Origin of the sequence: Aquabacterium sp. J223 (assembly GCF_024666615.1) — a bacterium.
Lineage (GTDB): Bacteria > Pseudomonadota > Gammaproteobacteria > Burkholderiales > Burkholderiaceae_C > J223.
In genome coordinates, this window is record NZ_CP088297.1 from 4,558,779 (window position 1) to 4,573,809 (window position 15,031).

Here is a 15,031-nt window from a genome sequence, read left to right on the forward strand (position 1 = left end):
GATCAGACGACCTTGAACCGCGCGACCGACTGTTTCAACTCCTCGGCGGTGCGCGACAGCTCGCGCACCATCTGCGCGGTCGAGCGGGTGCCCTCGCCGGTCTGCTCGGTCACCGCGAAGATGTGCTGGATGTTCGAGGCCACCACGTTGGCGGAGTCGGCCTCCTTCGACGCCTGCTGCGAGATCTCGGCGATCAGCTCGGCCAGGCGGCGCGTCACGCGGTCGATGTCGGTCAGCGCCGAGCCGGCGGCGTCGGACAGCTTCGCGCCCTCGACCACGCCCTGGGTGGAACGCTCCATGGCGGCCACCGCGTCCTGGGTGTCGGTCTGGATGGTCTTGACCAGCGCGGCGATCTGCCGCGTCGCGTCGCCGGACCGTTCGGCCAGCCGCTGCACTTCCTCGGCCACGACCGAGAAGCCGCGGCCGGCGTCGCCGGCGGACGCGGCCTGGATGGCGGCATTGAGCGCCAGCACGTTGGTCTGCTCGGTGATGTCCGAGATCAGCTCGGTGATCTCGCCGATCTCCTGCGACGACTCGCCCAGCCGCTTGATGCGCTTGGACGTCTCCTGGATCTGGTCGCGGATGGTGTTCATGCCGCCGATGGTGTTCTGCACCGCCTGCAGGCCGGACTCGGCGGCCTCCAGCGACTGCTGCGCCACCTGGGCCGAACGCTGCGCCTGCGACGACACCTCGTTGATTCGGTGCGCCATGCGCAGCACCGACTCGCCGGTCTCGCGGATCTCGCGCAGCTGCTCGGTCGAGGCCGCGAGCAGTTCGGTGGAGGTGGACTCCACCTGCTGGGTGGTCTCGGTCACCCGCTCCACCGTGCCCTGCACCTGCGACACCAGCGAGCGCAGCTCCTCCACCGTGTAGTTCACCGAGTCGGCGATCGCGCCGGTGATGTCCTCGGTCACCGTGGCCTGCTGCGTGAGGTCGCCCTCGGCCACCGTCTGCAGTTCGTTCATCAGCCGAAGGATGGCCGCCTGGTTGGCGTCGTTGACGCGCTTGGCTTCCTGCTCCTGGCGCTCGGCCTCCAGCCGCTGCGACTCGGCCTGCTGACGGCGCGACTGCTGGTCGAACACGAACAGCCGCAGCAGCCCGGCCGCGCCGGACAGCACGACGATGGCGCCGAGCAGCATGACGATCAGGTGGCCGCTGCGGAAGCCGCCGTGTTCGGCCAGCGACGACTGCAGGCCCTCCAGCCCCCTGCGCAGCGGCTCGCTGTCGCTGAGCACGGCGGCCTGCGCGGTGCGCGCGGAGACCAGCCCCTGCAGGTTGCCCAGGATGGCCCCGGCCTGCGTGCGCGCCACCTCGTACTGCTTGATCAGCGCCTCCAGGCGCTCGCGGGTCTGCGCGTCGCGCGTGGCCGACAGGCGCAGCTCGGGGTTGCCGTCCAGCAGCCCGGTGGCCAGTTCGCGGAAGGTGTTCAGGTCCTTGCCGAGCAGGAACACCGCCTCCGGGCTCACGCCCTCGACGGTGATGAACTCGTTGGCCGACTTGCCGATGCGCTGCGTCAGCATCACCAGCTGGCCCACCGCTGACAGCTCGGCCGCCGGCGCGTTCTGCTGCAGCTTCAGCGCCGACACGGTCTCGGCGATCTCCAGCAGGTCGGTCGACTGCGCGTTGATCGCGCGCAGCGCCTGGCCGATCTCGGTCAGCACCTTCTGCTGCGCCAGCACGACCTGGCTGTTCTTCTCCGCGCCGTCGACCAGCGGCATCAGCGGCGCGATGACCTCCTGCGCGGCGGCCGGCGCCTGCGGCAGCGCGCCCTCGCCGGACTGCAGCTCGCGCACGTTGCGCGCCATCACCTCGACGCTTTCCCTCAGCTCGGGGAAGGCCGCCGGGCTGCCGACCAGGGCCTGCGACACCGACTTGGCCATGCGCTGCGACTGCATCAGCGCCTGGCCGGTGGCGCCGACCTGGGTGGCGTTGCGGCCCGACTCGATCAGGGCGGTGGCGGTGGCCGCCGCCAGCAGCAGCGCCCCCGCCAGCACCACGCCGAACAGGATGCGCTGCTGCTGCGGCACCGGCCGCTGGCCGATGAGGGGCAGTGGCCGCACCGGCACGCCGGAGGCGGCGGGACCGCCGCTGCCGCTGTCGGGGTAGTCGGCCAGTTCGGACGGCGCCGCCTCCGAGATGATCGACGAGTCGTTGCCGGCCGTGTTCGCGCCGACGTCGAGCGTCACGGTGCGGGCCATGCCCTCGTCCGCCGGCTCGGGCAGCGGCACCGCCTCGGGCTTGGGGCCCCAGGGGGCGCCCTTGATCATGTTCAACAAGCTCATGGCGTCCTCTTCACGTCTGGAGCCGGCATGTGCTGCGAGCCCTCGGCCCCGAACCGGGGCCTTGTCCTATCGGACCACGGCCAGGAAGTGCTCTTCCCGGGCCAGCGCCGACAACTTGATTTCCTGCCAGGCACGACCGCCGGCATCGGTCCACAGCGCGCCGGCGAAGGCCGGCGCGGGTGCGGCCGGTGCACCGGCCGCGTTCATCTGGTCGCGCTGGCGCAGGCCGGCGAGGCGGTCCACCAGCAGGGCGCAGTTGACGCCCAGCGAAGCGTTGAGCAGCACCAGCTGCGCCGCGTCGCGTGCGCCCTCGGGCAGCACCGGCCGCGGCGCCAGGCCGAGGAAGGCGCCGAGGTCGATGACGCCGTGCAGCCCGCCGCGCAGGTTGGCCACGCCGGCGAACCAGGGCTGGGTGTGCGGCACCGCCAGCAGCGGCCCGAGCGGGAAGATCTCGCCGGCCTCGGCCAGCGGAAACAGCAGGCCGTGGCCGCGGCACTCCACCGCCAGCCAGCCCACCGCCTGCGCCTGCTGGCGGGCGGCCTGCAGGCGCTCGGCGAGCCGGCCCTGCAGTTCGCGCAGCGCTTGCTTGTTGGCCATGTCGAGCGGCGCCAGTCCTTCTCGTGCCCGGCGTCAGCCGAAGGCCTTGATCTTGCCGAGCAGCTCGCTGGCGTCGACCGGCTTGACCACGTAGTCCTTGGCGCCCTGGCGCATGCCCCAGACCTTGTCGGTCTCCTGGTTCTTGCTGGTGCACATGATCACCGGCACGTCGGACCAGCGCGGGTCGCGGGTGATGGTGCGGGTGAGCTGGAAGCCGTTCTGGCCCGGCATCACCACGTCCATCAGGATGAGGTCGGGCTTGTCCTCGCTCAGGCGGCGCAGCGCCTCCTCACCGTTCTCGGCGGTGCGCACCGCGTAGCCGCGCTTGGTGAGCAGCTCGGTGAGGTAGTGCAGTTCGGTCTTCGAATCGTCGACCAGCAGGATCTTCTGGATCGGCATGGGAGGGAGTCCTTCGCGGCAGGGGGCGCGGCCGAAGTGGCGGGCGCGTGGGGCGCGTCGTGGGGGGTCAGGCCGTCTGGCGCACGGGCCGGAACTGCTCCACCGCCTTGAGCAGCTGCTCTTTGGTGAAGGGCTTGGTCAGGTAGTCCTGCGAGCCCACCATGCGGCCACGCGCCTTGTCGAACAGCCCGTCCTTGGACGACAGCATGATCACCGGCACGTGGGAGAAGCGCGGGTTGCGCTTGATGATGGCGCAGGTCTGGTAGCCGTCCAGGCGCGGCATCAGGATGTCGCAGAAGATGAGGTCCGGCGCGTGGTCGCTGACCTTGCCGAGGGCGTCGAAGCCGTCCTCGGCCAGCACAACCTCGTGGCCGCCCTGGCGCAGGAAGATCTCCGCGCTGCGGCGGATGGTGTTGCTGTCGTCGATGACCAGCACCCGCGTTCCGCCCGTCGCCACTTCCACCTGGTTCACGCCATTGCTCCCTTCAACATCCGGCCTTCGGGCCGGCGGGCACGCCGCTTCCGGCATGTCCGCCTGGCCCAGCCCTGAAGGTTATCGGGGCCGCGGGCGGGCGCCGCATGCGTGCCCCGACCCGCCGTGGCGTAGTGCACGCCCCCCGCGTTCACGGGGGATGGGCACCTCCGATGCCTTCAGATCTCGACCATCTCGAAATCTTCCTTGCGCGCGCCGCATTCCGGGCAGGTCCAGTTGAGCGGCACGTCGGCCCAGCGCGTGCCGGCGGCGATCCCGTGCTCCGGGTCCCCGGCGGCCTCGTCGTAGATCCATCCGCAGATGAGGCACATCCAGGTCTTTGCGTCGCTCACGGTCCGGTCGGGCTCACTCCATACAATGGGCCAAATTGTAGCCACCGTGCAACGACGAAAAATCCTGTTGCAACGGGCACCTAGATCCGTTTCCTCACACGGCCCTGGAAGTGGCGGGCCGCGCCCCGGCCGGCCTTCCCGCCTCGTTCCTCGGCGGCCACGAAAGACCCCCTGCCCATGAGCTCAGATTCCGTCGCGCCGGACAGCCCGGACGCCCAGCAGGAGCCGGCACCGCCGGCCTGCGTGATGAGCTTCAACGCCAGCGACGCCAGCGGCGCCGGCGGCTTGGCCGGCGACATCAGCACCATCGCCGCCATGGGCGCGCACGCCCTGCCGGTGGTCAGCACCATCGTCATGCGCGACACCGCCGAGGTCTTCGACCAGCACGCGCTCGACCCCGAGGCGGTGGTCGAACAGGCGCGCACCGTGCTCGAGGACATCACCATCTCCGCCTGGAAGGTGGGCTTCCTCGGCTCGGCCGAGACGGTGGGCGCGGTGGCGGAGGTGCTGTCCGACTACCCGGACGTGCCGCTGGTCACCTACCTGCCCGGCATCGCCTGGATGGACGAGGACGAGGCCCAGTCCTACCACGACGCGCTGCGCGAACTGGTGCTGCCGGCCACCGAAGTGCTGGTCGGCAGCCACCAGACGCTGACCGACTTCCTGCTGCCCGACTGGGACAGCGAGCGCCCGGCGTCGCCGCGCGAGCTGGCGGTGGCGGCGGCGGAGCACGGCACCCGCTTCGTGCTCGTCACCGGCGTGCTGCTGGCGGCGGCCAAGGGCGGCGAGGCCTACATCGACAACGTGCTCGCCTCCGCCAAGGGCGCGATCGCCGGCGAGAAGTTCGAACGCTTCGAGACCTCGTTCGTCGGTGCGGGCGACACGCTGTCGGCCGCGCTGGCCTCGCTGCTGGCGGCGGGCAGCGAACTGCAGGCCGCCGTCGGCGAGGCGCTGACCTTCCTCGACCAGAGCCTGGACTCCGGCTTCCGCCCGGGCATGGGCAACGTGGTGCCGGACCGCTTCTTCTGGGCGCTGCCGCCGGCGGACGAAGACGGCGAGCCCGGGGCCGACGCGGCCGCCGAGGCCGAGCCCCCGGCCGGCTCCCGACGTGTGCACTGACGTGGCCCTGCAACCGCGCAACGCCGCCCTCTTCGAACGGGCACAGCGGGTCATCCCCGGCGGGGTCAACTCGCCGGTGCGTGCCTTCCGCGCGGTGGGCGGCACGCCGCGCTTCATCGCCCGCGCCGAAGGCCCGTTCCTGTGGGACGCGGAAGGCAACCGCTACATCGACTACATCGGCTCCTGGGGCCCGATGATCCTGGGCCACGGGCACCCGTCGGTGCTGGCGGCGGTGCAGCAGGCCGCGCTCGACGGCTTCTCCTTCGGCGCGCCGACCGAGCGCGAGATCGCGCTGGCCGAGGCCATCATCGAGCAGGTGCCGTCGGTGGAGATGGTGCGGCTGGTCAGCAGCGGCACCGAAGCCGCCATGAGCGCGCTGCGGCTGGCCCGCGGCGCCACCGGCCGGCCGCTGATCGTCAAGTTCGAGGGCTGCTACCACGGCCACGCCGACGCGCTGCTGGTCAAGGGCGGCTCCGGCATGGCGACCTTCGGCCACCCGACTTCGGCCGGGGTGCCGGCCGAGGTGGTGCAGCACACGCTGGTGCTGCCCTACAACGACCTCGACGCGCTGGACGCCGCCTTCGACGCCCACGGTGCGCGCATCGCCTGCGCCATGGTGGAGCCGATCGCCGGCAACATGAATTTCGTGCGCGCCGGCGATGCCTTCATGCGCCGGCTGCGCGAGCGCTGCACCGCGGCCGGCGCGCTGCTGGTGTTCGACGAGGTGATGACGGGCTTCCGCGTCGCGCTCGGCGGGGCGCAGAGCGTCTACGCCCGCCGCCTCCCCGGCTTCGCGCCCGACCTCACCGTCTTCGGCAAGGTCATCGGCGGCGGCATGCCGCTGGCGGCGTTCGGCGGACCGCGGGCCGTCATGGAACAGCTGGCGCCGCTGGGGCCGGTCTACCAGGCCGGCACGCTGTCGGGCAACCCGGTGGCCACCGCCTGCGGCCTGGCTACGCTGCAGGAGATCGCCCGGCCCGGCTACTTCGATGCGCTGGCCGCGCGCACCCGCTCGCTGGTCGACGGCCTGCAGCAGGCGGCCGACGAGGCCGGCGTGCCGCTGGTCACCGACAGCGAAGGCGGCATGTTCGGCTTCTTCTTCGCCGCCGAGCTGCCGCAGCGCTACGACCAGGTGATGGCCACCGACAAGGAACGCTTCAACCGCTTCTTCCACGCCATGCTGGACCGCGGCGTGTACCTGGCGCCGGCGCTGTACGAGGCCGGCTTCGTCAGCAGCGCGCACGGCGAGGCGGAGATCGCGCACACCGTGGCCGCTGCGCGCGAGGCCTTTCGAAGCCTGAGGTCGTGACCGCCTCGAAGGTCCAGCGGCTCGGCCGTCCCGGCTTCGAGCTGCGCAGCGCCGACGGTGCTTCGGCCACCTTCCTGCTCGACGGCGGCCAGGTGCTGTCCTGGCGCACGCCGGACGGCCGCGAGCGGCTGTACGTCTCGCCGCTGGCGCAGGCCGGCGAGGGCCGGGCGGTGCGCGGCGGCGTGCCCGTCGTCTTTCCGCAGTTCGGCAAGCGCGGGCCGCTGGCGCCGCACGGCTTCGCGCGCAACCGTCCCTGGAAGCTCGTCGACGCCGGCCGCCACGAGGGCCATGCGGTGGCCGTGCTGCGGCTGGAGAGCGACGATCGCACCCGGGCCCTGTGGGACCACGACTTCGAGGCCGAGTTGACGGTCGGCGTGGTGGGCGGCCGGCTCGACCTGGAACTGGCGATCGAGAACACCGACGCGGCCCCCTTCGAGTTCGCCTGTGCGCTGCACACCTACCTGGCCTGCGAGGACGTGCGCGCGCTGGCGCTGCAGGGACTGGACGGCGCGCCCTACGAGGACCACCGGACCGGCGAGCGGGCGGTGCAGGCCGAGCACCTGCTGCGCGCCGACGGCGAACTCGACCGTCTCTATGCCGACGCGAGGCGTCCGCTGGTGCTGCGCGGCGAGGCGCCGCTGGCGATCGCCCAGGACGGCTTCCACGACGTGGTGGTCTGGAACCCGGGCGCCGAGCGCGCCAGGGCCATCGCCGACCTGCCCGACGGCGACTGGACCCGCTTCCTCTGCATCGAAGCGGCCCAGGCCCGCGTGCCCGTCGGCCTGCCGCCCGGCGAGGTCTGGGTCGGCCGGCAGACGCTGCAGCTGCTCTGAAGGAAGCCCGGCGTCAGGCGGGGCTGGAGCGCAGGCCGTAGGCCTTGCCGTCGACGAACAGGTACTCGGCGCGCAGCACCGCATCACCCTTCTCGCCGGCAAAGGTGTAGCCCAGCACGCCCAGGGTGGCGCCGGGGGCGATGGGCGCCACCTTCCAGGCGTCCAGGCGCGTCAGCGGCGCCAGCTCGACCGTCCAGCGGCGGTCGCGCCGCGTCGGCAGCTGCGCCGCGGCGAGCAGGGCCGGGCCGTCGACCGGGGAGCTCTGCGCCGGCAGGGTGCGCTGCTTCAGGTCGGCCGGCAGGCGGGCGTCGGCGGGCACCTCGAGCACGAGTTCGACGTGCGGGTTGCGCCACTGCACCTGCGCCGCCCGGCCCTCCAGCCACAGCGGGCGCTGGGTGTCGAAGCTGCTCCAGCCGTGGTGGGCACGGGCCGCCCAGGGCAGCAGGGTGACGGGAAGCGCGATCAGCAGGTGGCGTCGGTGCATGGTGGTCTCCTTGTTCGCATCAAGCGTACGCAATCCAGCGCCCGCAGACCAAGACCGCCAGCCACAGCAGCACGGACAGCAGGGTCTGCGCACGGGCCAGGCCGTCGGCCTTCACCAGGCCGCCGCGCGCATGGAAGGCGGCCGCGTTCACGCCGGCCAGCAGCAGCAGGCCGAGCTTCCACTTGAACGCCGCGTTGGCCAGCAGTTCGCCGGGCTGGCTGGCGAACATCAGCAGGCCGCTGGCGGCCGCCAGGCCGAAGCCCGCCAGCGACAGCCCCAGCGCCAGCCCGGCGAAGGCGCGCAGGGGCAGCGTGCCCGACACGCCCCACAGCCGCAGCTCGAAGGCCACCAGGTTGCCCAGCAGCAGCGCGATGCCGGCCAGGTGCACCACCTCCAGCGCCGGGTAGGCCCAGGCGTGGCTGGCCAGCCCCGGCAGCAGCACCGGGATGGCCAGGGACGGGACGGCTTCTTGCATGGCACCGAAGGTAGCAAAACCCTCGACCCGTCCGAGCATCGCCCGACGGCCGCCGTCAGGACCGCCTCCTAGAATTCCGTTCGCATTCCCGACGTCCCATGCACCTCCACATCCTCGGCATCTGCGGCACGTTCATGGGCGGGCTGGCCGCCCTGGCCCGCGAGGCCGGCCACACCGTCACCGGCTGCGACGCGGGGGTCTACCCGCCGATGAGCGACCAGCTGCGCGCGCTCGGCATCGACCTGGTCGAGGGCTGGTCGGCCGACCAGCTCCAGCTGAAGCCGGACGTCTTCGTCGTCGGCAACGTCGTCAGCCGCGGCAACCCGCTGATGGAGGCCATCCTCGACGCCGGCCTGCCGTACACCAGCGGCCCGCAATGGCTGGCCGAGCACGTGCTGCAGGGCCGGCACGTGCTGGCGGTGGCGGGCACCCACGGCAAGACGACCACCACGTCGATGCTGGCCTGGGTGCTGGACCAGGCGGGCCTGCAGCCGGGCTTCCTGGTCGGCGGCGTGCCGTTGAACTTCGGCGTCTCGGCGCGGCTCGGCGTGCCCGGCGGTCCCTTCGTGATTGAAGCCGACGAGTACGACACCGCCTTCTTCGACAAGCGCAGCAAGTTCGTTCACTACCGGCCGCGCACCGCGGTGCTGAACAACCTCGAGTACGACCACGCCGACATCTTTCCCGACCTGGCCGCCATCGAGACCCAGTTCCACCACCTGGTGCGCACCGTGCCCGCGAAGGGCCGGCTGGTGGTCAATGGCCGCGAGGAGGCGCTGCAGCGCGTGCTGGCGCGCGGCTGCTGGAGCGAAGTGCTGCGCTTCGGCGCGCGCAAGGAAGAGCCCGGCGCCCTGCGCGCCCGCGGCGAGCCGCACGGCTTCGACGTGCTGCGCGGCAGCCTGAAGCTGGCGCGGGTGGAGTGGTCGCTGCTGGGCGAGCACAACCAGCTCAACGCGCTGGCGGCCATCGGCGCGGCCGAACACGTCGGCGTGGCGCCGGAGGTGGCGGCGCAGGCGCTGGGCAGCTTCCAGAACGTGCGCCGCCGGCTGGAGCTGCGCGGCGAGGCCGGCGGCGTCCAGGTCTACGACGACTTCGCCCACCACCCCACCGCCATCCGCACCACGGTCAACGGCCTGCGGCGGCAGCTGGAGCAGGCCGACGGGCCGGCGCGCATCCTGGCCGTCTTCGAGCCGCGGTCGAACACCATGAAGCTGGGCACGATGAAGGCCCAGCTGCCGTGGTCGCTGGAAGAGGCGGACCTCGCCTTCTGCCACGCCGGCGGCCTGGGCTGGGACCCGCGCGAGGCGCTGGCGCCGTTGGGCAGGCAGGGCGTGGTCTGCGACACCATCCCCCAGCTGGTCGACAAGGTGGTCGCCGCCGCCCGTCCGGGCGACCGCATCCTGTGCATGAGCAACGGCGGCTTCGGCGGCGTGCACGAGCTGCTGCTGAAGGCGCTGGCCGCGCGTGGCTGACGCCGGCGTGGCACCGCCGGCCGGTGCAGCGCCACTGCGCCACCTGCTGTACCTGCACGGCTTCCGGTCCTCACCGTCTTCGGCAAAGGCGCGGGGGATGTCCGCGTGGATGGCCGAACACCGCCCCGACATCGACTGGGCCTGTCCCCAGCTGCCGCCCTCGCCCGATGAGTCGATGGCCCTGGTCGAGCGCCTCACCGCCCACTGGCCGGCCGACGAGATGGCCGTCATCGGCAGCTCGCTCGGCGGCTTCTACGCCAGCGTGCTGGCGCACCGCCGCGGCTGCCGCGCCGTGCTGCTCAACCCCGCGGTGCACCCCGACCGCGACCTGGCGCACCAGATCGGCGAGCTGACCGCCTGGCACGACCCGCAGCTGCGCTTCCGCTTCGGGCCCGAACACGTCGACCAGCTGCGCGCGATGACCCCGCCGGCCGACCTCGACACCTCGCGCTGGCTGGCCATCGTCGCCAAGGGCGACGAGGTGCTCGACTGGCGCGAGATGCTGGCCCGCTGCCAGGGCGGGCAGGTGGTGCTGCTCGACGGCGGCGACCATGCGCTGTCGGACTTCGAGACGGCGCACCGGCCGACGGTGCTGCGCTTCCTCGGCCTGGCCTGACCCGCCACCGTCGGGCCCGCGGCGATGCGGGACAATGACCCGATGTATGTGTTGTTCGACGATGCCGGCCGGTTCCATGCGGGCCGGGTGCTGGCCGAGGCGGAGGCCTCGGCCCAGGTGGAGCTCGACTCCGGCAAGCGGGTCAAGGTCAAGTCGGCCAACCTGCTGCTGCGCTTCGACAAGCCGCAGCCGGCCGAGCTGATGGCCGCCGCCCAGGCCGAGGCCGAGGGCATCGACCTCGACCTGGCGTGGGAGTTCGCGCCCGAGGGCGAGTTCGGCTTCGCCGACCTGGCGCGCGAGTACTTCAGCGCCCAGGCCGGCGTGCAGCAGCAGGCCGCCGCCCTGCTGAAGCTGTTCGACGCGCCGCACTACTTCCGCCGCCTGGGCAAGGGCCGCTTCAGGAAGGCGCCGCAGGAGCAGGTGCAGGCCGCGCTGCTGGGCATCGAACGCAAGCGCCAGCAGGCCGAGCAGGTCGAGGCCTGGGCCGCCGAGCTGTGCGCCGGCCGCTGCCCGGAGCCCGTGCGCGAGCAGCTCTACAAGATCCTCTTCAAGCCCGACAAGAACGGCCCCGAGTACAAGGCCGTGGTCGAGGCCGCGCGGCGCAGCCACCGCGCGCCGCTGGACCTGCTGAAGGACGCCGGCGCCATCGCCAGCCCCTACCAGTTCCACTGGAAGCGCTTCCTGTTCGAGCACTTCCCGAAGGGCACCGGCTTCCCGGCCCTGCCGGCGCCCGCGATCAAGGACACGCTGCCGACGGCGCCGGTGCGCGCCTTCTCGATCGACGACTCGCAGACCACCGAGATCGACGACGCGCTGTCGGTGCAGGGCCTGGGCTCCGGCACCGTGGTCTTCGGCGTGCACATCGCCGCGCCGGGCCTGGCCATCGCCCCCGGCTCGCCGCTGGACACGCTGGCCCGCGACCGACTGTCCACCGTCTACATGCCGGGCTGGAAGCTGACCATGCTGCCCGACGAGGTGGTGCAGCACTACACGCTGGCCGAGGGCCGCGACTGCCCGGCGGTGAGCCTGTACGTCACGCTCGACGAAGCGACGCTGCAGGTGAAGGCCAGCGAGACCAAGCTGGAGCGCGTGCCCATCGCGGCCAACCTGCGCCACGACCAGCTCGACGCGGTGATCACCGAAGCCACGCTGACCGGCGACGCGCCGGCCGACTACGCCTTCGCGCCCGAGCTGGCCTTCGCCTTCCGACTGGCGAAGCACCTCAAGGCGCAGCGCGAGGTGGTGCGCGGCAAGCCGGAGAACTTCAATCGGCCGGACTACAACTTCAAGCTGCTGCGCGAGGACGGCGCGCACGAGCCGAAGGGCGACGAGGTGGTGGAGATCACCACCCGGCAGCGCGGCGCGCCGCTGGACCTGATCGTCGCCGAGGCGATGATCCTGGCCAACAGCACCTGGGGCGGCTGGCTGGCCGAATGCGGGGTGCCCGGCATCTACCGCAGCCAGGCCAGCCTGGCGCCCGGCATCAAGGTGCGCATGGGCGTCAAGCCGGCGCCGCACGCCGGCATGGGCGTGCCGCAGTACGCCTGGTCGACCTCGCCGCTGCGGCGCTACGTCGACCTGGTCAACCAGTGGCAGCTCATCGCCTGCGCCAGACACGGCCGCACCGCCGCGCTGGCCGCGCCCTTCAAGCCGAAGGACGCCAACCTGTTCTCGGTGATCTCCGGCTTCGACGCCGCCTACGGCGCCTACAACGACTTCCAGTCGGCGATCGAACGCTACTGGACGCTGCGCTGGCTGCAGCAACACGACGTGCAGACGCTGGACGCCGGCGTGCTGAAGGACGGCCTGGTGCGCGCCGACACGCTGCCGCTGGTCTTCCGCGCCACCGGCACCGAGGGCCTGCCGCGCGGGCAGCGGGTGCGGGTGCGCCTGACCGGCATGGACCTGCTGACGCTGGAACTGCACGCGGCACTGGCCGAACGCCTGGGCGACCGCGAGGACGTCTCTGCCGCGACCACCCCCGAGGGCGAGCCCGACGAGGAGGAGGCGCCGGCCACCCTGTCGCTGGCCATCGACCTGGCGGATGCCGAAGAGGCCGACGCCGCCACGCCCGCCGCGGCCGACGGCGGCGCCGGCGCCTGAGCCGCTCGCATCGCCCATGCTGCGCCGGCTCTCCACCCTGCAGCTCGCGCTGATCGTCTCGGTCGGCGTGCACGCCGCGCTGCTGGCCTGGCGCTGGGCCGACCCGCCGTCCTTCGAGCGGGCGTTCAAGGACACGCCGCTGGAGGTGATCCTGGTCAACGCCCGCGGGCCCGAGCGGCCGCAGCAGGCGCAGGCCATCGCGCAGGCCACGCTGGCCGGCGGCGGCAACGTCGAGAAGGGCCGCGCCACCTCGCCGCTGCCGGCGTCGCCGACCATGTCGCTGGGCGATGCGTCGGAGGACGCGCGGCGCCAGGTCGAGCAGCTGCAGGAGGTGCAGCAGCAGCTGCTGGCGCAGATCCGCCGCGAGGTGGCCATGCTCCCGCCGCCCGACCCGCAGCGCGACACCGGCGACGCCAAGCAGCGCGACCAGGAGGAGCGCCGCCGCCAGCTGCTCAACCTGCTGGCCGAGATCGAGAAACGCATCAACGAGGAGAACGCCCGGCCGAAGAAGCGCTACATCAGCCCCGCCACGCGCGAGGAGGTCTACGCCGTCTACTACGACAACCTGCGCCGGCGCATCGAGGACCGCGGCACCCGCGACTTCCCCGAGTACCAGGGCAGGAAGCTGTACGGCGAGCTGACGATGAACGTCACCATCGACGCCGAGGGCCGGGTGGTCGACGCCGACGTGGTGGTGCCGTCCAAGTCGCGCCAGCTCGACCGGCGGGCCATCGCCATCGTGCGCGCCGCCGGCCCCTTCGGCCGCTTCACCTCGGCCATGCGCCAGCAGGCCGACCAGATCGTCGTCACCTCGCGCTTCCGCTTCACCCGGGAGGACGGCCTGGAGACCACCCTCAGCGCGCCGCGCTGACCCTTTTCGATCCCGATGACCGACCGCTACGCCGTCCTCGGCCACCCTGTCGAGCACAGCCGCTCGCCCTTCATCCACGCCGCCTTCGCGCGCCAGACCGGCGAGGCCATCGCCTACGACCGGCTGCCGCTGCCGCTGGACGGGTTCGACGCCGGCGTGCGCGCCTTCGCGGCCTCGGGCGCGAAGGGCTGCAACGTCACGGTGCCCTTCAAGTTCGAGGCCGCGCGCATGGCCGGCCGCCTGAGCGACCGCGCCCGCATGGCCGGGGCGGTGAACACGCTGCGCTTCGACGGTCCCGACCCCGCGTCCTGGCAGGCCGACAACACCGACGGCATCGGCCTGCTGCGCGACCTGCAGCACAACGCCGGCTGCCCGGTGCGCGGCCTGCGCGTGCTGCTGGTCGGCGCCGGCGGCAGCGCGGCCGGCGTGCTGGGACCGCTGCTGGCCGCCGCGCCGGCCGCGGTGGTCATCGCCAACCGCACGCCGGCCAAGGCCGCGGCGCTGGTCGCCACCCATGCCGCGCTGGCCGGCGCCCACGGCGTTGCGCTGTCGGCGCGCGGGCTCGGCGACTGCGGCCAGGGCTTCGCGCTGGTCATCAACGGCACCGCGAGCAGCCTGGCCGGCGACGCGGTGCCGGTGGCGCCCGACGTGCTGGCGCCCGGCGCGTTGGCGGTGGACCTGATGTACGGCCCGGCCGCCGCCGGGTTCCTGCGCTGGGCGTCGGGCCATGGCGCGCGGGGCCGCGACGGCCTGGGCATGCTGGTCGAGCAGGCGGCCGAGGCCTTCGCCCTGTGGCGCGGCGTGCGGCCGGACACCGCGCCGGTGCTGGCGGCACTGCGCGCCGAGATCGGCGCATGAAGAAGGCCGCCGGCCGGGCATTGGCTGGCACCGGCCGCGTGATCGGCCGCGGGCTGCTGCTGGTCATCGTCTGCTTCGTCTCGCTGCAGCTGTGGTTCGCCGCGCGCATCGCGCTGATGGCGGTAGTCGACCCCGCCTCGACCAGCGTGCAGCGCAGCGAGGCCTGGCGGCTGCTGTGGCGCGACGGCCGCATCGTGTGGAGCCAGCAGTGGCGCGACTACGACCGCATCGCGCCGACGCTCAAGCGCGCCGTCATCGCCAGCGAGGACGCGGGCTTTCGGGAGCACAGCGGCATCGAATGGGACGCCATCGAACGCGCCTGGGAACGCAACCAGCGCGCCGAAGCCGTGGCCCAGCGGCAGGCGCAGCGCCAGGCCCGGGCCGCGCTGCGCGCCGACCTGGCGCCGCCGCCGGTGAAGGTGGTCGGCGGCTCCACCATCACCCAGCAGCTGGCGAAGAACCTGCTGCTCAGCGGCGAACGGCACCTGCTGCGCAAGGCGCAGGAGGCGGTGCTGACGGTCTGGCTGGAGGCCTTCCTCGGCAAGCGGCGCATCCTGGAGCTCTACCTCAACCACGTGGAATGGGGCGAGGGTGTGTTCGGCGCGCAGGCGGCGGCCCGCCACTACTTCCGTGTCGACGCCGACCGGCTGGGGCCATCGGAAGCGGCGCGGCTGTCGGTGATGCTGCCGGCGCCCAAGCGCTTCGAGAAGCGACCCCAGTCGGCCTACCTGGCCGGGCGCTCGGCCACCATCGCGGCACGCATGGGCGCGGTCACACCGCCCTGAACA

Annotated in this window: 16 protein-coding genes; 9 read left to right on the forward strand and 7 right to left on the reverse strand. The window is 72.6% G+C overall.

The window, feature by feature from the left end; translation table 11 throughout:
- Positions 1-2 precede the first annotated feature (2 nt).
- The 5 genes from LRS07_RS21425 to LRS07_RS21445 all read right to left on the reverse strand — a co-directional run bounded on the left by LRS07_RS21425 (position 3) and on the right by LRS07_RS21445 (position 4,103).
- Positions 3-2,198 carry a methyl-accepting chemotaxis protein gene (locus LRS07_RS21425; RefSeq protein WP_409450657.1) on the reverse strand — a complete coding sequence of 732 codons (2,196 nt, stop codon included), beginning with the start codon at positions 2,196-2,198 and terminating at the stop codon, positions 3-5.
- A gap of 150 nt (positions 2,199-2,348) precedes the next feature.
- Positions 2,349-2,879 (reverse strand): chemotaxis protein CheW, encoded by a 531-nt coding sequence (locus LRS07_RS21430; protein WP_260499935.1) that lies wholly within the window; start codon positions 2,877-2,879, stop codon positions 2,349-2,351.
- Between the two features lie 33 nt (positions 2,880-2,912).
- On the reverse strand, positions 2,913-3,278 hold the full coding sequence (locus LRS07_RS21435) for a response regulator (protein ID WP_260499936.1): 366 nt from the start codon (positions 3,276-3,278) through the stop codon (positions 2,913-2,915).
- Positions 3,279-3,345: 67 nt separating this feature from the next.
- Positions 3,346-3,741: a response regulator gene (locus LRS07_RS21440; RefSeq protein ID WP_260502196.1), complete on the reverse strand. Its 396-nt coding sequence runs from the start codon at positions 3,739-3,741 to the stop codon at positions 3,346-3,348.
- A 188-nt stretch (positions 3,742-3,929) separates the two neighbouring features.
- A complete protein-coding gene (locus LRS07_RS21445; protein ID WP_260499937.1) occupies positions 3,930-4,103 on the reverse strand; it encodes a rubredoxin in 174 nt (57 codons plus the stop codon).
- Positions 4,104-4,280: 177 nt separating this feature from the next.
- Here LRS07_RS21445 and thiD point away from each other — a divergent pair, with 177 nt between their 5' ends.
- From thiD to LRS07_RS21460, 3 genes are read left to right on the forward strand one after another with little or no spacing between them, the layout of a single operon-like run.
- A complete protein-coding gene (thiD, locus tag LRS07_RS21450; protein ID WP_260499938.1) occupies positions 4,281-5,222 on the forward strand; it encodes a bifunctional hydroxymethylpyrimidine kinase/phosphomethylpyrimidine kinase in 942 nt (313 codons plus the stop codon).
- 1 nt (position 5,223) lies between these two features.
- Positions 5,224-6,531 carry a glutamate-1-semialdehyde 2,1-aminomutase gene (gene hemL / locus LRS07_RS21455; RefSeq protein WP_409450576.1) on the forward strand — a complete coding sequence of 436 codons (1,308 nt, stop codon included), beginning with the start codon at positions 5,224-5,226 and terminating at the stop codon, positions 6,529-6,531.
- Positions 6,528-7,364 carry a D-hexose-6-phosphate mutarotase gene (locus LRS07_RS21460; protein ID WP_260499939.1) on the forward strand — a complete coding sequence of 279 codons (837 nt, stop codon included), beginning with the start codon at positions 6,528-6,530 and terminating at the stop codon, positions 7,362-7,364. The genes hemL and LRS07_RS21460 overlap by 4 nt, the downstream gene beginning before the upstream one ends.
- 13 nt (positions 7,365-7,377) lie before the next feature.
- Here the strand turns inward: LRS07_RS21460 and LRS07_RS21465 are convergent, their stop codons facing one another.
- Together LRS07_RS21465 and LRS07_RS21470 are read right to left on the reverse strand one after the other, a co-directional pair.
- Positions 7,378-7,848 (reverse strand): DUF6152 family protein, encoded by a 471-nt coding sequence (locus tag LRS07_RS21465; RefSeq protein WP_260499940.1) that lies wholly within the window; start codon positions 7,846-7,848, stop codon positions 7,378-7,380.
- A gap of 19 nt (positions 7,849-7,867) precedes the next feature.
- Positions 7,868-8,323 carry a hypothetical protein gene (locus tag LRS07_RS21470; RefSeq protein ID WP_260499941.1) on the reverse strand — a complete coding sequence of 152 codons (456 nt, stop codon included), beginning with the start codon at positions 8,321-8,323 and terminating at the stop codon, positions 7,868-7,870.
- Positions 8,324-8,421: 98 nt separating this feature from the next.
- On the opposite strand from LRS07_RS21470, the gene mpl reads away from it, so the two are divergent.
- The 6 genes from mpl to LRS07_RS21500 are packed head-to-tail and all read left to right on the forward strand — an operon-like array spanning position 8,422 to position 15,028.
- The gene (gene mpl / locus LRS07_RS21475; protein ID WP_260499942.1) at positions 8,422-9,795 is read left to right on the forward strand and encodes a UDP-N-acetylmuramate:L-alanyl-gamma-D-glutamyl-meso-diaminopimelate ligase; all 1,374 of its coding nucleotides are present in this window, start codon (positions 8,422-8,424) and stop codon (positions 9,793-9,795) included.
- Between the two features lie 34 nt (positions 9,796-9,829).
- Positions 9,830-10,411, forward strand: a complete 582-nt coding sequence (locus LRS07_RS21480) for a YqiA/YcfP family alpha/beta fold hydrolase (RefSeq protein ID WP_312028386.1) — start codon at positions 9,830-9,832, stop codon at positions 10,409-10,411.
- 42 nt (positions 10,412-10,453) lie between these two features.
- A complete protein-coding gene (locus LRS07_RS21485) occupies positions 10,454-12,514 on the forward strand; it encodes an RNB domain-containing ribonuclease (protein ID WP_260499943.1) in 2,061 nt (686 codons plus the stop codon).
- A 16-nt stretch (positions 12,515-12,530) separates the two neighbouring features.
- A complete protein-coding gene (locus LRS07_RS21490; RefSeq protein WP_260499944.1) occupies positions 12,531-13,385 on the forward strand; it encodes an energy transducer TonB in 855 nt (284 codons plus the stop codon).
- Between the two features lie 15 nt (positions 13,386-13,400).
- Positions 13,401-14,243 carry a shikimate dehydrogenase gene (gene aroE / locus LRS07_RS21495; protein ID WP_260499945.1) on the forward strand — a complete coding sequence of 281 codons (843 nt, stop codon included), beginning with the start codon at positions 13,401-13,403 and terminating at the stop codon, positions 14,241-14,243.
- Positions 14,240-15,028, forward strand: coding sequence for a transglycosylase domain-containing protein (locus LRS07_RS21500; RefSeq protein WP_260499946.1), 789 nt, complete (start codon positions 14,240-14,242; stop codon positions 15,026-15,028). Before aroE ends, LRS07_RS21500 begins: the two co-directional genes overlap by 4 nt.
- Positions 15,029-15,031 lie beyond the last annotated feature (3 nt).